The organism is Bradyrhizobium sp. BWC-3-1 (genome assembly GCF_032917965.1).
Taxonomy (GTDB): Bacteria; Pseudomonadota; Alphaproteobacteria; order Rhizobiales; family Xanthobacteraceae; genus Bradyrhizobium; species Bradyrhizobium canariense_D.
On sequence record NZ_CP136625.1, the window covers coordinates 7,874,271 to 7,898,965 of the forward strand.

Consider the following 24,695-nt stretch of genomic DNA (forward strand, 5'->3'; position numbering starts at 1 on the left):
GGCACTTATCGCCATAGAATGTGCCTCGACGCCTTTTCATGCAAAGTAGCAGAGGAAACAGAATGTTCGACAGATCGAACGAACTCGGCGCCTGGGACCGCGATCACCTCTTCCACCCAGCTACGCAAGCTGGCGCCCATGCGCGAGGTGAAATCCAAACGCGCGTGATCACCGGGGGTAAAGGAGTCTACATCACAGATAAGTCTGGCAGAACCAGCCTTGACGCCTTTGCGGGTCTTTTTTGTGTGAATGTCGGATATGGCCGCCGGAAGATCGCGGAAGCGATTGCAAAGCAGGCGAACGAACTCGCCTATTACCACGCATTTGTCGACCACGGCACAGAAGCCCCGATCACACTATCCAAGATGATCATCGATCGCGCGCCGGCGGGCATGAGTCGCGTTTTTTTCGGTCTATCAGGCTCGGACGCGAACGAGACAAATATCAAACTGGCGTGGTACTACAATAATGTGCTTGGCCGGTCGGAGAAGAAGAAGATTATCTCCCGCTGGCGCGGCTATCACGGCTCAACGGTCATGACGGGCTCGCTGACAGGCCTTGAACTGTACCACAACGCCTTTGATCTACCGCGCGCGCCGATTCTCCACACTGAAGCCCCGTACTATTTTCGTCGCGCTGATACGACTATGAACGAGGAGCAGTTCGCCCAGGCCTGTGTCGACAAGCTTGAGGACATGATTGTAGCCGAGGGTGCCAATACAATCGCGGCGTTCATCGGGGAGCCGATCCAAGGTGCTGGCGGCATAATTCCGCCGCCCACCGGCTACTGGTCGAAGGTGCAGTCCGTGTTGAAGAAATACGACATTCTACTCATCGCGGATGAAGTCGTCTCCGGATTCGGCCGCCTAGGGAGGATGTTTGGCTCCGATCACTACGATATCAGACCGGACCTGATCACAATTTCAAAAGGCCTGACCTCCGCGTACGCGCCCCTCTCCGGCGTCATCGTTTCGGACAAAGTTTGGCAAGTTGTCGTGAAAGGCTCCGACCAACTCGGTACTATCGGCCATGGCTGGACTTGTTCCGCTCATCCTATCTGCGCAGCGGCTGCCATTGCTAATCTCGAGCTAATCGATGAAATGGGCCTGATCGCGAATGCCCGCGATACTGGAGCCTATCTCCGGTCTGCATTGGCTGAGACGCTGGGCAATCATCGAAACGTCGGCGAGGTGCGCGGCGACGGGCTCATGGCGGCGGTGGAATTTGTCGAGGATAGGGATAACCGCATCTTCTTCGATCCGTCCAAAAAAGTGGGGGAGCAGGTCGCTGCCGCGCTGCTTGAGCGCGGCGTCATCGGCCGCGCCTTGCCGCAGGGCGACATTCTCGGGCTCGCGCCACCGTTGTGCTTAACAAGGCACGAAGCCGATATCATCGTCGAGAGCATGGTGGATGCAGTCAATGCTGTGTTTGTCAGTTGATCGAGAACCAGACAGCGGTCCTTTTTAAGAACTATCGAAACGCGCCTCACAGCCGTGCCCTTCTCCGTCGCTGGTACTGGAACGGAATATCACTTTCATAGCGGCCTGGTGCGAGGCGGCATTGGGGAAAGCAATTCGCGCTGCAAAAGCAGGGGAAGGGATCGCACCGACGATCTCGCGATTGCCAGGCGGGGGCGTCGTTGAGATCGGAGAACAGGGTCTCGTTGAGCATTTCGTCGCGCATCCGGCGGTTGAAACTCTCGGCTACCTCCTTGCACGGGGGGCATGCCGTTAGAGGTGAACTCGGTGCCACGGTCCGACTCGATCATTCCCGGCTTGCCGCGTTGCTGTGCAATTGCCCTCAGTTCGCGGGTCCACGCGCCGCCCTGGGATCGACGTCGCCGGAACGGCGCCCGGGCATTCCTTAGTGACGTCGTCGACAACGCTGAGGATGCGAATGCGCTGGCCCTCGGCGAACTGGTGTGAACAAAGTCCAGCACCAGCGTGCGTTGGGCTTGGCCTCCACCCAGGATCGGAGCGCGAGCCTCCCCGGCCCTGCGGCGAGCCCGCCGCATAGCCGGATCTGATTGATCCCCGACGGCGCGTCCTCCGGCCTCCCGTCCCAGCAGCATGAACAGCCGGCGGTAGCCAAAACGTAGCTGCTCGTTGGCGAGGTCACGCAGCCGGCCACGGAGAGCCACGTCCGAAGGACAGATGGAGCGATAGCGGATCATCTTCCGATCCGCGCCCACGATCGAGCACGCCCGCCGTTCCGACAGGCTATAGAGGGACTGCAGATGCGCGACCGCAGCGCGCTTCGCGCCTCTTTGCCGCCCTCCGTTTGCGGAAGAAACCCGCGACGTTCGCCCTTCAAGAATCTCGATCCGGACCTCGTTCTCGCCTTTCTCGATGAGCTCGAGGAGAGCCAATTCACCAATCGTCGCGCTGAGCCACCTATCGAAATAGGTAGTGTAACGATCCTTGAGCTGGTCCCGGTTGTCTGAACAAAAATTCCGCGTCGATAAGTGGAGCCTCTGCCGGGGTTAGGCCGCCGCGCGGAGCGGCGGAAGGTTGAAGTAGGCTTGATCCGGGGTCATGTCGTCAAGACTCGAATGCGGACGTCGTCCGTTGTAAAAATCGAGATACCGGCCAATCGAATGTCGTGCCTCGCCGACGGTTTCGTAGGCTCGCAGATAGACCTCCTCGTATTTGATGCTGCGCCACAGCCGTTCGACGAACACATTGTCCCGCCAGGCCCCTTTGCCATCCATGCTGATGGCGATGCGGTGGCTGGCAAGCACGCCGGTGAAGGCCGCACCGGTAAACTGCGAGCCTTGGTCGGTGTTGAAGATGTCCGGCTTGCCGTGACGAGCCAAGGCATCCTCCAGCGTCTCGACGCAGAAGGCTGCTTCCATGGTGATCGACAGCCGCCACGACAGAACACGACGGGTTGCCCAATCGAGCACGACCGCGAGGTAGACAAAACCGCGCTCCATCGGGATGTAGGTGATGTCCATCGCCCAGACCTGGTTCGGTCGCGTGATCTCCATGCCGCGCAGCAGGTATGGATGGATCTTGTGGCCGGGCTCGGGTCTGCTGGTGCGCGGACGGCGATAGAGCGCCTCTATCCCCATCCGCCGCATCAGCGTCTTCACATGCCGACGGCCGATCTTGCACCCCTCGGCAGCCAGCAGGCCTTTCAGCATACGCGAACCGGCGAAGGGAAACTCCAGATGCAGCCGGTCGAGACGCCGCATGATCGCGAGATCGGCGTCCGGCACCGGGCGCGGCTGGTAATAAACGCTGCCGCGGCTGATCTTCAAAACTTCCGCCTGCCTGGTGATCGACAGATCGTGCTCACGGTCGATCATCGCTTTGCGCTCAGCAATCCCGCCTTGGTGAGCGCGCCTTCTAAAAAATCGTTCTCCAGCGTCAGCTCCCCGATCTTGGCATGCAGCGACTTCACATCGATCGCAGGCGCCGCCGGCGCAGCGCCGCCAAGTCCAAAAACTCCGGAAGCGCCACCCTCCAGCTGCGCCTTCCACGCCGTGATCTGATTGGGATGGACATCAAAGTGCTCGGCCAGTTGGGCTATCGTCCGGTCCCCCTTCACCGCGGCAAGCGCCACGTTCGCCTTGAAAGCCGGAGTGTGGTTCCGGCGTGCTCGTCTGCTCATCGTCGCTCCTGATTCGCAGACACCAGCGTGCCCGCTGTCAGGCAGAAACTCCACTTACCGACCTGTTCAAATTTGCGGAGCCGGCTCTCCTGAACAATGCTTTAGCAACATGCGACTGAAAGGTGCTCCGGTGTTAAACGCAACAGCGCGTAGCAATGCAACGAAGAACGCGGTTGACCTACTACACGTCGCTAGGGCCATTCGGCATTATGATGTTGCCGCGTCCCAAAGAGGCATAAAGCTTTCGCTGGGGGATGACTTTAGAGAATACGTCTCGATCACTCAATCGACTCCGACCAAGGGGCCTACATCTCCAGTTTTTCGGCCTGACCGCTCTCCAATTGAATCCGGGGAAGGATTTTGGGTCGTTGGTCGTGACAAGGGCAACGAAGTTGCGGTTTTGCAGGCAGTTCGGCTTTACGACCTTTCAAGCAGTAACCTTGCAGAACACCTTGAATCTCTTAAGGCGTTTTACGGGTCGCCAACCCAACATGCGCATCCTCACGACAAATGCGTATCTATTGCAGAAGGTGCAAAGAGAATGACCGGGAAAGTCGCCTACCACGGAGATGTGTGGGTGCGCAGAGACTACCGAGGGGCCGGTATGACAAGTATTTTAGCAGGACTCGCTTTTGGCGTGTCTTTTGCTATATGGGCTCCTGATTTCGTGTGTGCACTCGTGGCGCACTGGGCGATCTATAAGGGCGTGGTCTCACGATACGGATATACGCATCAAGAGAGAGGCGGCTCAGCACTACAGCTCGTGGAAGAGGGAATTGTCGACGACGATTGGCTGGTTTGGCTCACCGGCGACGAGCTGAGAAGCCGCATAGTCTCCGAAGAGAAAGCCGATCTGGGGTTAGGGTTGTAGTCAAGCCGCTGTTGGCTTGCCTCTGCTACGCGCGATGCAGTTGCTAAGGGACCGACGCGATTGCCGCTTGCGAGCATCAAATCTGCTCCATCACGCTCTCGGCGTCTGCTGGACCAACATACGACTTGTCGGGTGTTTCGATGGTTCTTTCCCGGCGTTGCCACAGCGTAATAGATAACCTTGATCTCTGCTATTTGACCACTGCGAGGATGAGAGAGTATGTCAAAAACACAATGCCCGGCCACGCGAGAGATTCCACTCGATCCGAGGAAGTCTGCGCTACTGTTCATCGACGTGCAAAACTTTTGCGTGCACCGTGATGGCGGTGAGTTCAAGAATGTGTCTGACACGGAGCTTGCAGCCAAGTATGGCTATTATTTCGATCGTCTGAGTACCATTGCGGTACCCAACATGCAGCGGTTGCAGGCGGCATTTCGTAGAACGGGCATAGAAGTGCTCTACACAACTATCGAAAATTTGACCAAAGACGGTCGAGATCGTGGGCTGAACTACAAGATCTTAGGCTTTCACGTGCCGAAGGGAGCATGGGACGGGAAAGTTATTGATCAGATCGCCCCCGGCGATGATGAAATCATACTGCCGAAAACGTCATCGAGTGCGTTCGTGTCCACTCAAATCGACTATTTGCTGCGCAATCTAGGGGTTAGGCAACTCGTGCTGGCGGGGGTCGTTATTGACGAGTGTGTCGAGTCTGCGGCGCGAGATGCCTGCGATCGCGGCTACCTCGTCACTCTCGTGCCAGATGCGTGTGCCACTTACAGCCAGCAGCGCCACGAGAACAGTTTGCGAGTCAGTGCAACTTATAGCCGCTTGGTCTCCACAGAAGCCCTAATTAAGGAGATCGGTGGCGCATTTTAGTCAGAGGCACCGACCAATAAGTGCCTTCGAGGAGGAATGCAGAGCGGTACCCCTCGCAAAGTAGTTGATGGGGACGCGGATCGCGTCTGGCGTGCATCGAGGCAGCTAAAAAGACGACCAAGCCGAGAATGATGTTAGAGCTGGCTCCGGAAATCTGGACAGGGCGATAAGTCGAGTTTCTGCCTGACGGCGGGCAGGATTGTCCCACGAATCAGGAGAGACGATGAGCAAACGAGCCCGCCGGCACGACGCACCGGCATTCAAGGCCGACGTGGTGTTAGCCGTGACGCTGGCCCAGCTGGCAGAGCATCGACGTGCACCCGAACCAGATCGCGCAGTGAAAGTCCCCAGCTTCAGGAAGCGGCGGCCGCGGTATTTGGCCCTGCAGGAGGCAACAGAACGACCGAGCCTGCCGTAGACGTGACAACGCGGCACGGCAAGATTGGGGAGCTGACGCTGGAGTACGATTTTTAGAAGGCGCGCGCAGCAAAGCTTGCTGAGCGCCAAGCGATGATCGCCGTGAGCACGACCTGCCAATCACGAAACAGGCGGAAGTTCTGAAGATCAGCCGTGGCAGTGTCGATTGTCTACCACGTCCGGTATCGCCCGCCGACCTCGCGATCATGCAACGTCGACCGGCTGCATTTGGATGTCCTTTCGCCGGTTCGCGAATGTTGCGAGACCTGCTGGCTGCCGAACGGTGCAAGATCGGCCGCCGGCATGCCACAACGCTGATGCGGCGGATGGGGATAGAGGCGCTCTACCTCCGGCCGCGGACCACTAGGCCCGAATCCGAGCACATGACTTGAGAAATAGGCGCTTCCCGGCGATCGATGAGAGTTAGAGAATTGATCTAACCGTCGCGATTGCTTTTCGTTCTCGCGCACACTTTTAGAGAGGAGGCACCGAACCGAGATCCACGAAGGCAAGTCACGCGCACTGGCGACTACTAGCGTTGATAGGTTCGTGGATTCGGACTCTCAGCTATTCAGGAGAGGCTGTTATGTTGGACCACGTGCAACGCGAATGCGTGCCGCCTCAGGTGCGACGAGGCGTTCGTTGCGCTCGTACTTTGACCCATACGCGACTTCACAGTTCGTCTCCGCGTATTTCTTCCCCATCAAACGGGGGGCGTGCAACTACATCATCCAGGCGGGAGACTCCCAGCTTTCCTTCAGGTTCTTGAGCCCAAGAGCGGTGATCAACCAGCAGCTCCGGAACATGCACCCCACCCGATCTGTTGCCAACATCAGGAGAGGTATGTGATGAGTGAATTCGTCGATCCCCTGTGTCGCTCTACCGCGTCTATCGTCTTTGTTGGTAGGAATCAGCAAGGTAACTGGGTCGTTCGAGAGAAGAACGGCGCGTTCGGCGGCCTGTTTGTGGACCGCGCCCAAGCCATCAAATTCGTGCTAAAGAGCGGGCATTCTGAGGCCGTCATCGAAATGTCGCCCGAACTCGAGTTCAATACTGCCGCCGAACCGTAAATCGCCTAATCGAGGGGGCGCGGAGGATCACTCCGACTGCGTGGAAGGATCGTGCGACTAAATTTGCAGCAGCGAGAGCAAGTGCCAAACAGCAAAGCAGGCTGCGAGTGAAATTGGGTCACGAACTTCCCCAGAGTCAAAGCCAACAGATAAAGTCGGACCCGATTTTACTCCCGCGTCCTTTTAGGCATATGAGGGGACTCACACGAATCTGGCCCCGACAGAATACTTATATCCCACGTCTTACCTGCCTCTACGCAGGGGAAAAGAAGTACTGCATCTGCACGAGGCATTCGCCCGGGAATCCCGCGGAGTGCCAAAGGCATAGGACGATACCTCTGCCATTAGTCGATGCCGGCCTGTCGGAGGATCGTGCCCGGGTCGTACGGTTCATTGATCATATGCCGATCACGACGACTGATAAGATCATTCGGAAAAGTCTACCGCCAAATGGCCGAAGACGAAGCTCGAACGGAAAGCAACAGAGCGACCGTTTCTGAGCCATTGGGAGCTGCCAAGATTGCGGCCTTACCGCGCAAAGCACATGTCAGCGTCGGCCCTTTGGCCGGTTCGCAAGTACGTTTCTAATCGAAAAGCTGGAATGAATACGTGAGATGCCTGGAAGCGTCGAGAGGATCTCCTTGTGAATCCGCTCAAACTCGACAGCATTGGCCGCTTCCACCCGCAGGAAGTAATCCGCTCCCCCGGTCATGAGGTAGCACTCTTGTATCTCCGGATATTTGCGTACCGCAGCCTCAAATTTATTGAGATACTCTACTGTCTGCCGTTCCAACGTAATGTTGATCAGAACGGCAAGACCTTGCGAGTCGGCACCCGTCTCGACGAGTGCCGTGTACCCGCGGATGACGCCTGCCTTCTCGAGCAGCTTGATCCGTCTCAGACACGCCGAAGGAGAAAGCCCAACTTCCTCCGCCAGATTGACATTGCTCGCCCGGGCGTTCACGCGGAGCGCGCGCAAGATATTGCGATCTATGCTATCCATCGCGCTGTACGATTTATTCGAGAAGTTAGTAGATTGTTTGAATTTGTAGCATTCCTCGAATAATCAAGCAAGGAACGCCCGGCACTTGCTCGAATATTGCGCTAACCCTTTCCTCATGGAAAGCCAGGAGACATTGGGCCGGACTGCTTCGAGGGCGGTGTTGGACGGGAAAGCGCAGGGCCTTCCGGGCTACATGACCGTCGATTTGGCCGCATTGCGCCGCAATTTTCAGCTCATTGCATCGATCGCGAATCCAGCTCGCGTGGCGGGATTGGTGAAAGCCGATGCCTACGGCCTGGGTGCCATCCAAGTGGCGAGGTCTTTGCTTGCAGCCGGCTGCAAGCACTTCTTCGTGGCACATGCGGCGGAAGCTATTGTGTTGCGACCTCATCTTCCGGGGGACGTGCAGCTCTTCGTGCTGAACGGTCTATTGCCCGGCGCAGAGGCTGCTTGCGCGTCTGCCGCTGTCATACCGGTGATCAACTCCTTAAGCCAGCTTCACGGATGGCGCGCTCAGGCCCGCATGGAGCGTAGGCGTCTTCCTGCCGTTCTGCAGTTCGACACTGGCATGTCACGGCTCGGATTGGCGCCCGCCGAGCGCGCTGCGGTGCGCATGGAAATAGCGCAATCGCCGGAGCTCGAGATTCTCTACGTCATGAGCCATCTCGCCTCCGCAGATGAGCCTACCAAAGCGCAAAACGCCGCGCAGCTCGCAGAGATGCAGATCGTGATAAAGGAATTCGGGCCGATACCGTCCTGCTTCGCCAACTCCGCTGGCGTGCTGATGGGAAAGGACTATCACGGCTCTCTCGTTCGCCCAGGGATCGCGCTCTATGGCGGTGCGCCGCAGGTAAACGCTGTAAATCCGATGGAGCCCGTCGTGAGCCTCTCTATCGCAGTTGCGCAGACCCGCACGGTTCCGGGTGGTGCCATGGTCGGCTATAGTGGAACGCACGTAACCCACGACTGCACCCGGCTTGCCACACTTTGCGCCGGCTATGCCGACGGGCTCCCACGCAGCTTGAGCGGTCGCGGAGCTGTCTACTTCGGCGGTCAACGTCTGCCCATCGTGGGGCGAGTCTCGATGGACAGCATGACCGTCGACATCTCCGATTTGCGGGATGGCGCGCTCGATTTCGGAAGCTTGGTCGAAGTGATCGGTCCTCATCAGACCCTCGAAATGCTGGCGACTGACGCCGGCACGATCTCCTACGAGATCCTCACCGGCCTCGGTCATCGCTTCCAAAGAAGCCATTGCTGAACTTGTCCCCAGTCAAACAGCATCATCTGGCAGAACATTGGAGCAGATAATGAAAGTCACCGTTTTAGGCGCGGGCGTTATCGGCGTCACAACCGCATTTCAACTTGGAAAGTTCGGGCACGAAGTGGTTGTTCTTGACAGACAGCCGGGTCCAGCGCTGGAAACGAGTTTCGCGAACGCGGGGGAGGTTTCCTTCGGCTACTGTTCGCCCTGGGCTGCCCCCGGAATCCCAACGAAGGCCATCAAGTGGATGCTCATGCGGCATGCACCATTAATCCTTCGGCCAAAGCTTGATGCGGCCATGCTCTCCTGGCTCCTCCGCATGTTGTCCAACTGCACGGCGAGCCGATATGCGCTCAACAAGGGAAGGATGCTGCGCCTAGCCGACTACAGTCGCATGGCGCTTGCCGAGGTGAGAGGGGAGGCCTCCCTGAACTATGACGAGCGCATGCAGGGAACCCTGCAGCTGTTCCGAACTCAGCAGCAGCTCGATGCATCAACTAAGGACGTGAAGGCTCTTGCGGCAGACGGCATCCCTTTCCAGGTACTGGATCGCGATGGTTGTGTTCGGGCTGAACCCGCGTTACGCTACGTTCGCGACCGCATAGTGGGAGGACTTCTGACTCCGAAAGACGAGACCGGCGACTGCTTCAAGTTCACCAATGCGCTGGAGCAAAGAGCCTCAGCATTGGGCGTTGACTTCCGTTACGGACATATCATCAATGGACTGGACATCGATGCCGGCCAGGTGCGTGGTGTGATCACCGATCGCGGGACTATTCGCTCGGACGCAGTAGTTGTCGCATTAGGGAGCTATTCACCTCTTCTCCTCAAGAAGATCGGAATCAAGCTGCCAGTCTATCCTGTCAAAGGATACTCGCTGACAATTACAATCACCGACGTTTCCCGTGCCCCCGAATCGACGGTCATGGATGAGACATACAAGATTGCAATTACCCGTCTGGGAGATCGAATTCGTGTCGGCGGGATGGCTGAAATCTCGGGCTACACCAATGACCTCGTCGAAGCGCGTCGACGGACCCTGGAGTGTTCCGTGATGGATCTGTTCCCTGGCGGAGATCCCAAGAGCGCATCCTTCTGGTCAGGCCTTCGACCCATGACCCCAGACGGCACCCCAATCATCGGCGGGACCAGGATCAGAAATCTCTTCTTGAACACCGGGCATGGCACTCTCGGTTGGACGATGAGCTGCGGCTCCTCTCGGGTCATAGCGGACCTTGTCTCGGGAAGAAAACCCGACATCGAAGCTGAGGATCTCGGACTAGAGCGTTACGAATAGTTCTGCGCCAAAGGAGCGAGCCACGAGAAGGCGAGGCTCCCAACGGACGCATCATCATCGCGTGGACAATTATGCCATCATGGACGAGCGGGGAATCCCAGCAAGCAGCAGGTTTGCCAATTGATCCGCCCCGTCGGGGCCATCGGAATAGTATCGCGGACGAGGAGGCGCTGAAGCAGTGCAAGCAAGGCTCCTTTCAAGAGAACTCTTAGTCAGAGGCAACCCCCGTAGGGTTCGACGTGCCCGTGGAATTTCGAGCTCTGCGCTGGGCGATCGTCGCATCCCAGCATCGCAGCCTTCGCCAGGCGGCAGAGACACTCAGAATCAAGCAGCCGACGCTTAGTCGCTCTCTTCGAAATCTCGAGCACGCCTTGGGCAGCAAGATCTTCCAGCGCACGAACGGCGGCACGCAACCAACCATTGAGGGTGAGGAATTCATCGAGATGCCCGGCGTATCGTAGGCGCAACTGACGCAATGACCGCTCGCCTCAAGATCCGCTCGCGTGGCGAGAGTGGTCGGTTGATCATCGGCATTCACACCTCCCTCTCAGCTGGCAATCTCCGGGCCACTCTCCTCGAGCATCGGCAGCGCTTTCCCCATGTCGAGAGACAATTGGTCGACGGAGCGAGCGACCATCTGATCTCGGATCTCGCCAGTTCCGCTATTGACGTCGCCTTCGCGGCCGAGTCCGCTCCAAGATGGAGCGGCAAGTCATTGTTGCTCTGGAGCGAACGCGTCGTCGCCGCCCTCCCCGCGAACCATCCGCTGACATGTCATGATGTGGTTCACTGGGATAAACTGAGGCGCGAACCGCTTTTGATTCGCCGACGAGCTGCCAAAATGGCGTGATGATCCCAAGCGGCCGATCGAAACCGCCGAGACATCGCTGACGTCCCGGCTCTGCGCTCATATGAATAGCGCAACGAGGAAGTCTGGTGGATGGGATTTTCTCCAGTTTCATATCGAGGAGCCTGACGAAATCGTCGGTAGGCGAAAGGTCGACTTGGTTCCGGCCCCCAGCGCAGCGACGATCTGGATCGCAGGCCGCGAATACTCGCAGTATTCGTCTCTCGTTCCTATCGAATGCAAGCGCCTGCCCATCCCCGCCAGCGCAACCCGCGATGACCGCGAGTACCTTTATAGCGCTCATTCCTCGACTGGTGGCGTTCAACGTTTCAAAGCTGCCCATCACGGTGCCGCTCACGCGATCGGCGCCATGATTGGATACATCCAGTCTCGTGAATTGACTTCTGGGACGCAGATTCGCACCTGGCTTCAGGGGTTGGTCGCAACTCCGGTCGATGGGTGGAGTCTGAATGATGAGCTCCGCATCACTAAGCGCGATACGGCGGCAAGGTAAGCGCTGCTGGAATCTATGCACCAGCGAAACGGAGGCCTTCCAGATATACAACTTCATCACCTCTGGATCGACATGGCTGCCCCCGTCAGAGGGCACGACGCACTCGGCACAGCCTGCCCTGTCGAGCTGACCGCATGACATTGCTTTCCCTCTTCCCTGTCGTCCATCGCGATCCGAGCCTGAGAGCGCTAAGCGCTCATATTGATTCACGACGAAGCTGAGATCGAGAGCGGGACTACACATGCTCACACGGGGGTATTTCATTGGCGAGATCGTAGACGCCCTGAGCGACGTTGCGGGCCAGGTCTCGACCCGCGGTCGCCTTGGCCTAACCGACCTCAACAAGCACGCGGAGGACTTCTTCAAGACGATCCTCAACCATCTTCTTTCGATCTCGCTCGTCAATCTCAACACCGATCGCAGCAATGAACCGGGACTTCTGGTGGTGGCTTCTCGCTCATGATCCCATCACCCGGCCGGAGCCTCGACATCGGGCGGGTTCATATAGGCTCGGAAACCGGCCAGATCCTCGTCGCTCGGATTCTCGGCCTCGGGAATGCACCGGATGGTCTCGGCGATGTCGCGACGCGTGACGTAGCTGATGATCGCGCCACCATTGCTCAGCTTCGTACTCCATCGAGCCGCACCAGCGGTTGGGACGGGCAAGGCCCGGCGCGAACGCAATGGGCTTCTTGTTGCCCTTCTTGCTCACCTCGTGCTTCGCGAGCGCCACCCGGATGAACTCAAGCGTGGTGAAGCCCATCTCCGTCCGCAGCAGGTCGATGCGCATCTGCTCGACAAGTTCGGGCCGCTCCTGGGCATCTCGCAATTGGGGCGCGCAGTTCGCGATCGTACTGGCGATATCCCAAGTCTCGGTCGAGATGGGCAGCCTTGAGATCGATTCCCGAATTCTCGGCGAGCTTGATAACCTCTTCGCAGCGCTGACGCCACGTCCGCAATAACGTAGGCGGCATAGATCCACATCGGCAAGAGCGCGCCCAACAGCGCGATCTTCCCACGCGGAGGTTCCCGATGAGTGAGTGGTCGCACCGGGCCAGCAGATACGTTTCAACGGCGCGGCACGCGACCCGTTGTAAGTCCTGTCGCACGTTGGGGTTGTATGCCGGACCTCGGCGAGGCGCGGTGTATTCGGTCGCGCGCATGAGCTGGTGCGCTTAGTATGACGCGCATCACTCCCACAGGAACAACGCCGGTGCGTCCCGTTCGCGCGATCACGGCGCGAGCGCGCCATCTAGATTGCGCCTGCGCCTGTTTCTGGGCCGGCAACTTTGTCGATTTCAAGCAAGGGTGCAGGCACCATCCGCGAAATCGCTCGTCTGCGGCGACCTGACTGTCTAGAGGGGCACGCGACTACGAGAGGTCTGGCGCGGTGAAGTCCGCCGTTTCTTTCGTTCGGTACGCCAGACTGCGACACAGGATGTCCCCGCGGTTGACGCGGCATGCGGTTCTTCGTCCCGTTTGTCATGCGGCATAGCAGGGCCGTTTCGACCGGACATCCCGACCACGCGAGCAAGTGCGGGCGATGTGCAGTCGCAGAGAGAAGCAAGCTGGAGTATGCAGATTAGCAGCGAGCGCCGGAAAACACCGAGCTCAAGTCGGAATGAAGCTGAGGTGGACGCGCAGCTGAGCCCAAGCGAAGCTCAGCGGACCAGAAAGATAACGATTCAACTTTCAGACAGCATTTTCCAGCGACTTGAAGCCGCGACTGACCGCCCGGGGATGCGCGAGAGGGTCGTCGCCCAGGCGGCTCTTGTGCGCTTCCTAGATCGGGCCGCCTAGGGATGCTTTTGTTTACACCGCCATCGATCGGAATGAGCAGGTGCTCAACTTCTGCATTTCGGGTGGGCTTTCCTCGTCCAGTACGGGACGGGGTGAATCTCGAGCAATGGCCGGCAAAGGAAGGACACTATCCCTCAATCCCCCTTGGCTAAAGAGTTAAATTGGAAGTCTCAGATTGCACTCAAGCGCAAGTCGACGGGCCAAAGCAGGTCAGTTCACGTCGCGATCCCGAGCGCCGAAATGGTCATCCTGGAAGCCGATCAGGACGTGGAGTGGTGAACTCGACCTTGCGCTGCCTGACTTCCCGCCTCTCCGACCGACTGATTGCCTGAGAAGCTCCAAGCAGCTGGTCGGATATGCGACATGCGTCGCAAGCACGACAGGAATGATACAAAAAAAGCGTAATTGCAATGAGCGCTGGCTGGCATGCGACTTGCTATTTTCTCCGCAGAGCCAGGTAAAGCGAATTTGAGCAATGACCAGTCTGACTGAGAGCGCAAGTCAAGTCGGTGCGGCGAACCTGCTGAGCGTCGGTTCGCGGGCCCCCTCGATCAAAGTGGAGAACTGGCTACGCGGCCAGCCCGTTAGAAAGTTCGAACGTGGGAAAGTATATATCCTCGAATTTTGGGCGACGTGGTGCCGGCCATGTATCGCCTCGATGCTAAATCTGGTGGTCCTGCAAGATAAGTACAGGAACAACGGAGTTGAGGTGGTGGGCATCGCGGCTCACGAACTAGCTTCGACGGAAAATGAAGCGCGAGCCAGCTTGGACGCCTGGTTGACAAAGAGCTTGTCAAATCTGAACTACGCGATTGCATTCGACTACGCCGGCGAAATGAACAAGCTTTGGCTGGATCCAAGCTTTTCTGTCGGGATTCCCACGTCATTCGTCGTTGACCGTGACCGCCGCATCGCCTTTATTGGCCATCCGACGCAGCTCGATCATGCCTTCCCCAAAGTTCTGAACGGATCCTGGGCAATGAGCGATGACGCCAAAGCGCTGGATGCGGAAAGCATAAACACGGGCCGACGCAGAAAGCGTGAACTATCGCAGAAGAGAGCTCTGGTGGAGCCGATCCTTGCCAGACTTGAGCCCGCCATGAAGAGAAAGGATTGGCCGGCAGCCCTTTCAGCTATCGAGGAGGCCCTCGCGGCGATGCCGGACGAGGTCACCTTCCGTGGGCTTCACGCGGAATTGTTGCTTCACAAGATACGCGACCTGGGGGCTGGCCTACCGGTGTTGCGCCAATTAGTTCGCGACGCGATCGAGAAGAAGTCCGTGGTTTGGATGAGCGTCGCGATTCGCCAACTGTTCGACCCCGCGAAAGACTACTCCGATTATCCACATGCGGAGCGGTTTGCCATGGGCAAGGAGCTCTCCGAACACATCCTGGCTGCGAATCCGCCCCGAGGCAGCGAGGGCGCGAAGTTCCTGTCGTACGGGGCGGTCGCTCAGTACTATTACGAGACCGGTAAGAGGGACCGCGCGGTCGAATTGGTCGAGCTGGCGCTGAAGTGGCTGGATGCAGCGCCTGCCGCGGATCTAGCGAAACGGGACGTCGTGCAGTGCTCTGTCCAGGCGTTGGCGAGCTACAGGCGTGAGAAGCTCTCTCAGGAGTGCTGTTCAGGCCCGCAAAACACGGCTCTCGAAAAACCGGAACCGAGATCGCCAAGGGAGGCAGCGTGAGCAATGCTGCTTGGCATGTCTTTTCGGCCTCGTGGTTTTGCGATCGAAATCGAAGCCTCTTGGGAATGTCGGGGCATTCACATGAAGTGAGGACAGGAGGCGCGAGCCGGCGGACGCAGGCGAGGCCGCACCACCATGAGTTCTTATGGCGAGTATTTCCTCAAGGTTGATCGCTCCGACGCGATAGCGGCGAGAGTGCCTGCTAAAGTGAAGAGTGGTCGGCGGCTGCTAAGATTGGCGTCCTAGAAGATGCTGGATGGCATCTTCGAATAAAGAAAAAGATAGAAAAGGGTGGTGACGCTGATGCTTTCCAGCTCTCAAGGAAGCTTTCTCAACGTTCTATCGCTGCTCTCGGAAGCGGTTCAGAACTTCGTTCTTCCGCGTGGACGGCAAGCCGATTCGGGAGAGGCGCCAGTCCGTGGCTCTGGACTGTGCTGTTCGGAGCCGTCAGATTCCCCTGCGCCCGCCCGTGAAGGAACACTGAGCGAAGTTGTACCTTCATTGAGCGCCCTCTTTGCGAGCACGGCGCCGGGGCGAGCATGATGTACAATCAGCGCCAGCGCCGCTCTGTCAAACCGGCCGCCCTGTTCCGGCAATCTGGGCCCTGGTACAAAGTTCTTTATGTCCAGGTGCTCATAGCGATCCTGATTGGCATTCTCGTTGGCTGGCTATGGCCCGCTGTCGGGACGAGTAGCTGGGTCAAAGCGCTTGGTGATGGCTTCATCAAGCTGATCAAGATGGTGATCGCGCCGATCATCTTCTGCACTGTTGTGTCCGGAATTTCGCATGTTCAGGATGCACGAAAGGTCGGCCGAGTCGGCGTCAAGGCGCTACTTTATTTCGAGATCGTGTCAACCTTCGCGCTCATCCTGGGTCTTTTGATGGGCAATCTCGCTCAGGTCGGTCGTGGGCTCGCTCCCAAGGGGGATGCCGCGGCCGTAGCCACCTATGTCAAGACGGCGGAAGCGCAGAAGACGGTCGATTTCCTCCTCAATATCATTCCGGATAGTGTAGTTGGCGCCTTGGCCCGAGGTGACGTGCTCCAGGTGCTACTGTTTGCGGTCCTATTCGGGTTCTCGCTGATGGCGCTTGGGGAGGGGGGTGAGCGGATGCGCGGTCTGGTTGACGATGCCGCACAAGCGGTGTTTGGAGTCATTAGGATCGTAATGAAGGCAGCGCCAATCGGAGCGTTCGGCGCCATGGCCTACACTATCGGCGAATTCGGACCGTCCGCGCTCGGTAAACTCCTCGGATTGGTTGCCCTGTTTTATGTGACAGCCGGGCTCTTCGTGATCATTGTGCTTGGCCTGATCGCGCGCTTGGTAGGCTTTTCTATTCTAAAGTTCATCAGGTACATCAAGGATGAGCTGCTGATCGTGCTCGGAACATCGTCGTCCGAAAGCGCGCTGCCGCAGTTGATGGAAAAACTGGAACGGCTCGGCTGTTCGAAGGCGGTCGTTGGCCTGGTGGTGCCGACAGGATATTCTTTCAATTTGGACGGGACGAACATTTACATGACGTTGGCGACCTTGTTCATCGCGCAAGCGCTCGGGATCGATCTCAATTTCGGCCAGCAGCTCACGATACTCATTGTGGCGATGCTCACCTCGAAAGGCGCAAGCGGTGTTACCGGTGCCGGCTTTGTCACCCTGGCCGCGACCTTGACTGTGGTCAGTCCTGAACTTGTCCCTGGCATTGCGATCGTATTCTCGATCGATAAGTTCATGAGCGAGGTGCGTGCGCTGACCAACGTCATCGGGAACGGTATTGCCGCGGTGTTTGTGTCCTGGTGGGAAGGCGAACTCGATAATGTTTCGCTACACGCGCAGTTAAAATAAATGTGCGAGCTCAGCCTAAATCGCTGACGAATGCCGCGGGCCAACAAAGCCGTACCGTTCAATCCTGATTGGGAGCAGGCGACCATCCGGTTGAGACATTTGTTTTATTCGAAAGTGCCACACAGATCAATGATTCCCCTTAAGCTGTCGATTTCGAAGCGAGCCGGCTTGACGTTCCCTTATGAGCATCATTTAGATCACGCATGATTCAGGCGTAGTAGCCAGGATCGCCCGATCGGGGTGATGGTCATTCATGGCGAACTCTCGTGACTAAAACCCCAGGATCAGGCCGCGGGATAACCCTGTAGCGAAGATCACAGTCCATCAGTTTACGAACTACGACATCGGTTCCGATCACATGGTTAGGTCGAGACGTTGCAGCGCGCGTGGGCTATCGTTGTCATCAAAGCAAACGTCCTTGAGAACACCGCTGTAGAGGTCGACGACGCTGTGCTTGGGAGAGAGCTATCGCCAAATTTCGGTGACGGCCTGAGCCGGTTAGGCGGCGGCGGTTGTGGGCTGACGGTCGGTGACTTGTCGATGACCTCGATCCCGTCGTTGAATGTCACACCGAGAACGGGTTCTGAGAACTGATTATGACCGTCGAGGCGGCGCCAGCTTCTCTGTGCGCCCGCGACCAGTTTGAAGACCATCGCAAGCGCGGTCTTGTTGGCTAGGCAGCCCTTCGATCGGATGGTGCGGTGGCACATAGTGGAGAAGGTACTTTCGATGGGGTTGGTAACCGGTATGAGAGTTTCTCGGTGCCGATGTTCCGCTGCGATATTCAGGATCGTAGCGTATGGTGCGACCATCGGGACAGAGGCACCGGGAGCACGAAAGGTGCGGGCAGGCCGATGCATTCGATGAGCCGCGAGCTCGAGTTAGTAGCTGGCCGCCTCTGCGACTCGCCCGGTTGCGCTGAGAGCGCGAATCCGTAGTTGTCGTGTCGCCCGTAGCTCCCGTTCTGTGGTCTGATTGGCAGGAGATGCGAATGCGACGAGTGATTGGCATCGACGTCCACCGAACTTTCGGGGAGGTGGTGGTTTGGGAGGATGACAGGCTCCGACATGCGGGCCGCATTGATATGACGCGGACTGCATTGGAAGGATTTGGCAAGACCCTGCCAGTGATGAGGTGGTGGTCGAAGCGACCGGCAACAGCATGGCGGTATCCCGGGTTCTGGCTCCGTTCGTGGCACGGGTGATTATCGCCAATCCGCTGCACGTGAAGGCGATCGCCCAGGCTCACGTCAAGACCGACAAGATTGATGCCGGCACGCTCGCCAGTCTGCAGGCGGCCGGGTACCTGCCGCAGATCTGGACGCCTGACGCGGAGACGGAACGCAAGCGTCGGCTGGTGGCGCGGCACTACCAGGTCGTGCGGCATCGCACGCGGCTCAAAAACGAGGTCCATTCGATCCTGCACGCGCACCTGATCCCGAAGTGCCCGCATGCCGATCTTTTCAACGGCCGCGGCCGGACGTGGTTGGCCGCCCAACCGTTGCCGGACGATGAGCGCGCAGCGATCGATCGGCACGTGCGTGAGCTTGACCGGCTGGCGGAAGATCTGGCCCTGCTCGACCGCGAGATCGCGCAGGACGCCATAGACGATTCCGCGGTCAACAGATTGATGACGATCACCGGCGTCAACTTGGCGGTCGCTGCCGGCATCATGGCGGCGATCGGCGACATAAGCCGGTTCAACAGCCCGCAGAAGCTGGTGAGCTATTTTGGGCTGAACCCGCGGGTGCGGCAATCCGGACTGGGCGCCGCTCATCACGGCCGCATCAGCAAGATCGGCCGCAGTCACGCGCGCGCCATGCTGGTCGAGGCGGCCTGGGCAGCGGCCAAGGCGCCCGGTTCGCTGCATGCGTTTTTCGTGCGCATCCGAGCCCGGCGCGGCCATCAGATCGCCGCGGAGGCCGTGGCCCGGAAGCTCACCGTGCTTTGCTGGCATTTGTTGACGAAGCGCGAGGATTACCTGTGGGCGCGCCCGGCACTGGTCGCCATCAAGACCCGCGCGATGCAGCTTCAAGCCGGACATCCGCAACAGAAAGGCAGCCGACGTGGGCCAGCGTATGCCTACAACATCAAGGCATTGCGCGACCGCGAGATGTTGATTGCCGCACAGGCGGAGCAAAGCTACGAGCGCTTGGTGACGCAATGGAAACCACGGCCAAAAACCGGCGCGCGGGCGCCTCAGGTCGGCAAGACAAAATAGGACAGCCTGGTGGCGCTTGCAGCCGATGCGCCACGCTTCGCCACGAGGTCGCCCGCGCCCGCCGAGGGTAACCCCGTCTGACGGCAAGTGCCAGCCAGGAATGTATTCCCGTTCCACGCCAGCATGCCGCCGTGCTCGGGCCGGTCAAGGCCAAGCCTTGCGGTGGCCGCAAACGCGGCCAGCCTTGACCGCCCCTGCGCGCGGCGGCTGCGAGATCGATGGCCGGGACGGAAGAATGGCCGCGGCGCAGCCGAACAAAAGAATGGACGTACGCGATTTCTGCAATCGTCATCTCGGTCATGAACAAATCGCTTGTCCATCTCATCCGTCGTGCGTAGGTGTTTCCAATGCTCGGCCAGGAGGTCGTAGAAAGCCAGCAGCGTGTCCCCATCCTTGCGCAGGCAGTCGGCGGTTTCCTGCAGCGGACGAACCGATTGGCCGATCAAGGCCGAGCTCCTCGGGCGTCTCTGTGAGCATTATGCGGCTGAGGGGCCTTAGTGGTTTTGTCGCACTTGGCCAGATAGTCACGCACTGCATCTGTTCGATAGAGTGGCCGGCCATCGACGTAGCGCCATTTCAGCGGATGGTTCGGGTCGCGCCGTCTCGAGTGCACCGGGCGTGCGCCGGATGACCGTGGCCGCCTCTAATGCGGTCAAGTTGGAGCTGCCCGGCAGCTTATCGATGTTGAATGTCGCGGGCGGCGGCATGCCACGGCTCTTGCGATGGCGCTTCGTGGCGCGCGGCATTTTCCTACTACCTGGCGATCCAAATGCCTCGATTTAAGTCTTTTCTTCCTTGCTGCCCATGGCCTCGGCCCCGAACCGTGATCGGTCTGAGGCAATAAGATCGTAGGCATCCCCAGCAAGAACCACAATCCGTAGACCCTAGCTAACCAATTCCAGCCATAGTTGAGATCGAGGGCTGATCGCCCTTCTTGCGTGGCACACCGGGCGCAGAGAGAGTGAAGGAATCATGATGGAGCCGGCCAACCAGCTGACACTCACCGATACGGTGATCCGCAACGCAACGCTGCCGCCGGGTAAGGCGCAGCATTATCTCCACGACGACAAGCTGCCCGGCCTCGCCTTACGCATGCGCGCCACCGGCGGCCGGACCTGGGTCTACCTCTTCACCAAGCCGGGGGTGAGGGGGACCCCGCGCAAGACCCTCGGCGCATGGCCCAAATATAATGAAAAGGCCGCGCGCAAGGCCGCTACCATCGCCGCAGGCGAGGTAGTCAAGGGCTTGGACCCGAACGACGCGAAGCGCGAGGCGAGGCGAGGCGGCAACAGGCAGCCGAGAAACAGCGCACCACGCTCGCGACGCTCATTGTCGAAGATGGTCCCTACCAGACGTCCTTGACCGAACGTCAAGTCGTCAACTGGAGGCCGGCAATGTCGGCGCTCCGGCGCGGGCTGAAGGATCACGCCGAGAGCGGCGTGGGGGACCTGACGCGACGGCAGATTATGGCTGCGGTCGACAAGATCGCCAAGACCGGCAAGCGCGGCGCAGCCAAGGACTTGCGCAAGCACGTGCATACCTTCCTCGAATGGTGCGTGGGCGAAGGGTACGTCGAGCACAACGTACTCGCTGGCTATCGCGCGCCCAAGGAAACGCGCGCGCAAAGGGTCGGACGCCGAACAAAGGGCCGCGCGCTGACCGATGAGGAGATCATCAAGGTCTGGGATGCATCCGGCAAGCTTGGGGCTTTCGGGCTCCTGGCACGCATGTGCCTGCTCGGCGGCCCGCGCCGCGGCGAGCCTACCATGATCGAGTGGCAAAAGCACATCATGGATGATTGCATCACCTTCGATGCGGCATGGACCAAAATGGGCCTACACCACGACGTGCCGCGCACCCATCTTGTTGACGAGGTGCTTACCGCCGCGAAACACTTCGAGCGGGCAACCTCGGACTATGTCTTCCCGTCACCAAAGACAGGCGGCCAGATGTCCGGCTTCACCAAGATGGTCGACCGACTGGCCAAGGAAGCGAGCGTCGCCAAGTTCACCATGCATGACTTAAGGCGCAGCTTGCGCACCATCATGTCACGCTGTGGATACGACAACGAAATTCAGCGGCTGTGTGTTGGGCAAAAACCAAGCGGAATCGATCAGGTCTACAATCATGACGGACAGTGGATCATCCGCAAGATGGCGTTCGAAGCGGCTCACGACTACATTGCGCAGCTGGTCACCGATCAGCTCTTGAATACCGGGGCGCAAGAGCGACGCGCCGGAGATCGCCCGGTCGGTACAGCTGTCAACGACAGTCCAGCCTTGCTTCTCGGCATGCAGGCGGCAGAGCCGCAACTGATCCTCCATCGAGGCGTCTCGTTGATTGTCCGACGAGTAGCGGGCATAGAGCGCGACCTTCATGAGGCGACCTCCTTACTCCGAGAGGCGGTCTCGCGTCCGGCTGTCTGCTTCGGCTTGAACGAAGTCCCGCGCGGCCTGTGGCGCCAGCAGTCGGACCAGATTGGCCGAGGCGTGGATCGGGCTTCGATGACGCAAGCACAGGCGGTTCGTGGGACGCATCGGCGACCACACGAAGCTTTTCGGCTGTTGTACGTCTCGGTCGCGCCACGATCGCGTCCTTGTCCTCGTGCGGAACACTCCGCTTCGTGACAATGATGCCAACTGATAGCGCGTTGGCAAGATAGAAAGATCTTGTAAATCAATGACTTGAATGGAAACGGAGCGAATGCTGGAGGGTGGCAGCGTAGCGGCGAGGCACGGGTCGACCGTCCGTCGTAGCGATCATATTTTGTGATCGCCTCCCTTGAAAGGGGGACGTCTTGCTATGATGGCACTCCCCAGCACCTTGGAGAGGCCGTCTTTGCCGGCACCGATAACAATTCCACCAGCCTTGCACTCCAAGGAAAACGTGGCTATATATCTGGATATAGCACGGAGGCAGGCGATGAGCAACAGTGCGCAGAAGAGAGCCCTCGAGAATTATCGGTCTCGTCTGACTGAGCGCGGCATCGCGCGGTTCGAGATCCAGGCGCTCGACGCCGACCGCGATCTACTCCGATCCCTTGCCCGGAAATTGACGGAGGAAGGTCCGGAAGCCGGGCAGCTTCGCCGCACCATACAGCAGGCAGTGGCGGGCGAGCCTGCGAAAGCGGGCGGGATTCTCGCCGCTTTGCGTCGCTCACCTCTGGTTGGCGCGGATCTCGACCTCGGCCGGCCGCGAGAAGAGGGACGTAAGGTCGATCTGTGACCCGCTATCTCCTTGACACAAATATCATCAGCAACGTCATAAAGCCGGAGCCGTCGGGCTCGCTGCTGGCTTGGATGGGCGCGCAGAAGGACAACGACCTCTTCATTGCTTCGCTTACCGTCGCCGAAATCTGTCGAGGTATCTTGGAGAAGCCGAAGGGCAAGAAGCGGAGCAGCCTTGAAACTTGGTTCGCCGGCCCCGAAGGCCCGCAAGCCCTGTTCGCCGGGCGCGTCCTATCGTTCGACGAGAAAGCTGGCCTCGTCTGGGCGCGGCTGATGGTCAATGGCAAAGCCAAAGGCCGTTCGCGAAGCGTCCTAGACACAATCATTGCCGCCGTAGCCGAAGCTAACGACTGCGTTGTCGTGACCGACAATGAAAAGGACTTCGAGGGCGTTCAGATCATCAACCCGCTCCGTAGCTTTGGAGGCCAGGAGGCAGGCAGGTGACGATAGCTCGAACGGTCCGGCCGATTCATTTCAAGGATATCGGCGGCAGCGAGTTCGAGCGCCTTGTGTTCGCCTACCACCTTTGCGACGGCTGGACTGATCTTGCTTGGTTCGGCCAGACGGGAAGCGACCAAGGGCGCGACATCATCGGTGCACGTCCGTTCGACGACCAACCGGGCGAGCGCACAGTGATTCAATGCGTCAATCGAGGCAGCCTGACCCAAGCGAAGGCTGAGAAGGATATGACGGCAGCGGTCAACGCCGCGACGGGCAAACCTGACGCTTTCAAGTTGTATGCCGCAGCTGTATCTCGGCCCAGCGTCGCGACGAGGTTCGCTCGGCAGCCGCGAAACTGGGCTGGTGATCTGGTCCGGCGCGGAGTTCGAGGAGCATCTGCGGCTTCGAGCCGAATTTCTCCTACGGCGCCTAGTCGAGGGCGTTCCATTTCCTGATAGCGAGGTCGAGCTGCGCAGTTTCGTCGATAAGTTGCAGGACGTCGATGACGACTAGGCCCTGTCGATGTTCGTCCGCGCCTTCGATCAACCGGCGTTTCGGATGCCGTTTCAACAAGAGAGCAATCTCCGCGCATTCCAACAGGCCATCGACGACACAATCCGGGTGCTCAGCACGGGGATATGGCAAACGCGAGAGGGTGCCGAATCCACCGACTTCCCTCGCTTCACCACATCCGCGATGCCGGCATCCGCAGCGCCCTGGAACTAACGGTCCGTGAACTGGATCAGCTCCGACGCCGGTTCAAGGCGCTACTTTCCTCTGGCGAAATCCGGCCTTTCTGCTGCGGCGATCCCGCTTGCCCAACCTTCATGCTTACCGACGCGGCGGCTCGTGAAATGGACCGAGCGCCTAGGCATTCAGGCGAGCCAGCTTTGCCTCGTCGATAACACGCTGAACGCGCTGGAGCAGGAGGTCATGCGCCATCAGTTCGATGACGGCCCTCGCGACCTTGAGATCAACCCGCACCATGTCGCGCCTCGAACTCCGCTAGCTGTTTGTCGAGATCATCTAGGCCTGACGCCGTGCCGGCCGGCTGTATGACGATCCTTCCGCTCTTGTCGATCATGACGGAGCCGATCTGCATGCCGGCCGCCGTTGCCGCCACAATCGCTCGCTTGACGTCGTTCTTTCTGAACGTGCTCGGGGCGCGAGGCATCAAAAGTCCCTTTCCGCTGCATTTGCTCGGAACATGCCTGCGGAGGCGCGGGCAGTCATAGGAATTCTTCGGGGGCGAACTTTTACCTACAGTTAGAGATGGGACTTAAGGCGCTTCCAGACCGAGTCCTCGCCAAGCCCAAATTGGCCTGCAACGATGGAGCAGGCGCTGGCAGGACCTCCCTTGGCTCGCACCGCCGCCCCACGTGTCGACTTAAGGTTGAAGGGCGGTTTACAGAGCGCGTCCACAAGAGCGACAATGGCGATATCGCGGAAGAGATAGGTCTGCTGGCTATCACCGGCTTTTGCGGCGCGGGGGCGCAATCGAAATCTGAGCGGCGTGCTTCGTCAGCAGCTCGCCTGCTTTCCATCTCTCGCCAGAGCTCCAGCAAAGCGTCCTGGGCGAGCCCATCGCCCTCCATGGCGGCCGTCATCATTACAAGGCGGTGATCGACGTGAGCCGCTGCGAAACGCTTCATTTGCTCTTTCGCAAAGCGCCGTCCGCCGCCTTCACTCGCGAAGCCGATGCTCA

At 59.0% G+C, this 24,695-nt stretch carries 19 protein-coding genes and 6 pseudogenes; 18 read left to right on the forward strand and 7 right to left on the reverse strand.

Annotation, left to right across the window (positions count from 1 at the left end; genetic code table 11):
* Nucleotides 1–62: 62 nt before the first annotated feature.
* The gene (locus RX329_RS37775; protein ID WP_317245345.1) at nt 63–1,439 is read left to right on the forward strand and encodes an aspartate aminotransferase family protein; all 1,377 of its coding nucleotides are present in this window, start codon (nt 63–65) and stop codon (nt 1,437–1,439) included.
* Between the two features lie 193 nt (nt 1,440–1,632).
* Here the strand turns inward: RX329_RS37775 and RX329_RS37780 are convergent.
* Together RX329_RS37780 and RX329_RS37785 are read right to left on the reverse strand one after the other, a co-directional pair.
* Nucleotides 1,633–2,260, reverse strand: a pseudogene (locus RX329_RS37780) (DDE-type integrase/transposase/recombinase); the annotation flags it as partial.
* Between the two features lie 222 nt (nt 2,261–2,482).
* Nucleotides 2,483–3,615 (reverse strand): IS3 family transposase gene (locus RX329_RS37785; RefSeq protein WP_317245346.1). Its coding sequence is split into 2 segments (ribosomal slippage): nt 2,483–3,360 and nt 3,360–3,615, totalling 1,134 coding nucleotides; the frame shifts between segments, so codons are not numbered across the junction.
* Between the two features lie 109 nt (nt 3,616–3,724).
* Between RX329_RS37785 and RX329_RS37790 the strand changes: the two genes are divergently transcribed.
* The 4 genes and pseudogenes from RX329_RS37790 (at nt 3,725) to RX329_RS37805 (ending at nt 6,852) form a co-directional block, all read left to right on the forward strand.
* A complete protein-coding gene (locus RX329_RS37790) occupies nt 3,725–4,486 on the forward strand; it encodes a hypothetical protein (RefSeq protein WP_317245347.1) in 762 nt (253 codons plus the stop codon).
* 219 nt (nt 4,487–4,705) lie between these two features.
* Complete coding sequence (locus RX329_RS37795) at nt 4,706–5,365, forward strand: isochorismatase family cysteine hydrolase (protein ID WP_317245348.1); 660 nt, start codon at nt 4,706–4,708, stop codon at nt 5,363–5,365.
* Between the two features lie 223 nt (nt 5,366–5,588).
* Nucleotides 5,589–6,165, forward strand: a pseudogene (locus RX329_RS37800) (IS3 family transposase); the annotation flags it as partial.
* Nucleotides 6,166–6,630: 465 nt separating this feature from the next.
* Nucleotides 6,631–6,852, forward strand: coding sequence for a hypothetical protein (locus RX329_RS37805; protein WP_317245349.1), 222 nt, complete (start codon nt 6,631–6,633; stop codon nt 6,850–6,852).
* 547 nt (nt 6,853–7,399) lie between these two features.
* Here RX329_RS37805 and RX329_RS37810 read toward each other — a convergent pair.
* A complete protein-coding gene (locus tag RX329_RS37810) occupies nt 7,400–7,855 on the reverse strand; it encodes an Lrp/AsnC family transcriptional regulator (protein ID WP_317245350.1) in 456 nt (151 codons plus the stop codon).
* A 115-nt stretch (nt 7,856–7,970) separates the two neighbouring features.
* Here RX329_RS37810 and alr point away from each other — a divergent pair, with 115 nt between their 5' ends.
* The 6 genes from alr (at nt 7,971) to RX329_RS37840 (ending at nt 12,240) form a co-directional block, all read left to right on the forward strand.
* Nucleotides 7,971–9,116 (forward strand): alanine racemase, encoded by a 1,146-nt coding sequence (gene alr, locus RX329_RS37815; RefSeq protein ID WP_317246482.1) that lies wholly within the window; start codon nt 7,971–7,973, stop codon nt 9,114–9,116.
* A 49-nt stretch (nt 9,117–9,165) separates the two neighbouring features.
* Nucleotides 9,166–10,416: a D-amino acid dehydrogenase gene (locus tag RX329_RS37820; RefSeq protein WP_317245351.1), complete on the forward strand. Its 1,251-nt coding sequence runs from the start codon at nt 9,166–9,168 to the stop codon at nt 10,414–10,416.
* A 245-nt stretch (nt 10,417–10,661) separates the two neighbouring features.
* The gene (locus RX329_RS37825) at nt 10,662–10,877 is read left to right on the forward strand and encodes a LysR family transcriptional regulator (protein WP_317245352.1); all 216 of its coding nucleotides are present in this window, start codon (nt 10,662–10,664) and stop codon (nt 10,875–10,877) included.
* Nucleotides 10,878–10,891: 14 nt separating this feature from the next.
* Nucleotides 10,892–11,266: a LysR substrate-binding domain-containing protein gene (locus RX329_RS37830; protein WP_317245353.1), complete on the forward strand. Its 375-nt coding sequence runs from the start codon at nt 10,892–10,894 to the stop codon at nt 11,264–11,266.
* 61 nt (nt 11,267–11,327) lie between these two features.
* Nucleotides 11,328–11,777 (forward strand): hypothetical protein, encoded by a 450-nt coding sequence (locus RX329_RS37835; RefSeq protein WP_317245354.1) that lies wholly within the window; start codon nt 11,328–11,330, stop codon nt 11,775–11,777.
* A 241-nt stretch (nt 11,778–12,018) separates the two neighbouring features.
* Nucleotides 12,019–12,240, forward strand: a complete 222-nt coding sequence (locus RX329_RS37840; RefSeq protein ID WP_317245355.1) for an SMEK domain-containing protein — start codon at nt 12,019–12,021, stop codon at nt 12,238–12,240.
* Here RX329_RS37840 and RX329_RS37845 read toward each other — a convergent pair.
* Nucleotides 12,235–12,567: a hypothetical protein gene (locus RX329_RS37845; RefSeq protein ID WP_317245357.1), complete on the reverse strand. Its 333-nt coding sequence runs from the start codon at nt 12,565–12,567 to the stop codon at nt 12,235–12,237. The genes RX329_RS37840 and RX329_RS37845 overlap by 6 nt on opposite strands.
* Nucleotides 12,568–14,052: 1,485 nt before the next feature.
* Between RX329_RS37845 and RX329_RS37850 the strand changes: the two genes are divergently transcribed.
* Together RX329_RS37850 and dctA are read left to right on the forward strand one after the other, a co-directional pair.
* Nucleotides 14,053–15,264 (forward strand): TlpA disulfide reductase family protein, encoded by a 1,212-nt coding sequence (locus tag RX329_RS37850; protein WP_317245358.1) that lies wholly within the window; start codon nt 14,053–14,055, stop codon nt 15,262–15,264.
* 542 nt (nt 15,265–15,806) lie between these two features.
* Complete coding sequence (dctA, locus tag RX329_RS37855) at nt 15,807–17,102, forward strand: C4-dicarboxylate transporter DctA (RefSeq protein ID WP_317246483.1); 1,296 nt, start codon at nt 15,807–15,809, stop codon at nt 17,100–17,102.
* A 498-nt stretch (nt 17,103–17,600) separates the two neighbouring features.
* Here dctA and RX329_RS37860 read toward each other — a convergent pair.
* A pseudogene (locus RX329_RS37860) lies at nt 17,601–17,878 on the reverse strand (IS256 family transposase); the annotation flags it as partial.
* Between the two features lie 233 nt (nt 17,879–18,111).
* Between RX329_RS37860 and RX329_RS37865 the strand changes: the two are divergent.
* Nucleotides 18,112–19,322, forward strand: a pseudogene (locus tag RX329_RS37865) (IS110 family transposase).
* Here RX329_RS37865 and RX329_RS37870 read toward each other — a convergent pair.
* Nucleotides 19,301–19,768: a hypothetical protein gene (locus RX329_RS37870; protein ID WP_317246509.1), complete on the reverse strand. Its 468-nt coding sequence runs from the start codon at nt 19,766–19,768 to the stop codon at nt 19,301–19,303. The pseudogene RX329_RS37865 and the gene RX329_RS37870 overlap by 22 nt on opposite strands.
* 526 nt (nt 19,769–20,294) lie before the next feature.
* Here RX329_RS37870 and RX329_RS37875 point away from each other — a divergent pair.
* Nucleotides 20,295–21,517: pseudogene (locus RX329_RS37875) on the forward strand (tyrosine-type recombinase/integrase); the annotation flags it as partial.
* Here the strand turns inward: RX329_RS37875 and RX329_RS37880 are convergent.
* A pseudogene (locus tag RX329_RS37880) lies at nt 21,506–21,700 on the reverse strand (recombinase family protein); the annotation flags it as partial. The pseudogenes RX329_RS37875 and RX329_RS37880 overlap by 12 nt on opposite strands.
* A gap of 544 nt (nt 21,701–22,244) precedes the next feature.
* On the opposite strand from RX329_RS37880, the gene RX329_RS37885 reads away from it, so the two are divergent.
* From RX329_RS37885 to RX329_RS37895, 3 genes are read left to right on the forward strand one after another with little or no spacing between them, the layout of a single operon-like run.
* Nucleotides 22,245–22,547, forward strand: coding sequence for a hypothetical protein (locus RX329_RS37885; protein WP_317245359.1), 303 nt, complete (start codon nt 22,245–22,247; stop codon nt 22,545–22,547).
* Nucleotides 22,544–22,993: a type II toxin-antitoxin system VapC family toxin gene (locus RX329_RS37890; RefSeq protein ID WP_317245360.1), complete on the forward strand. Its 450-nt coding sequence runs from the start codon at nt 22,544–22,546 to the stop codon at nt 22,991–22,993. The genes RX329_RS37885 and RX329_RS37890 overlap by 4 nt, the downstream gene beginning before the upstream one ends.
* Nucleotides 22,990–23,445: a hypothetical protein gene (locus tag RX329_RS37895; protein WP_317245361.1), complete on the forward strand. Its 456-nt coding sequence runs from the start codon at nt 22,990–22,992 to the stop codon at nt 23,443–23,445. Before RX329_RS37890 ends, RX329_RS37895 begins: the two co-directional genes overlap by 4 nt.
* Nucleotides 23,446–24,695 lie beyond the last annotated feature (1,250 nt).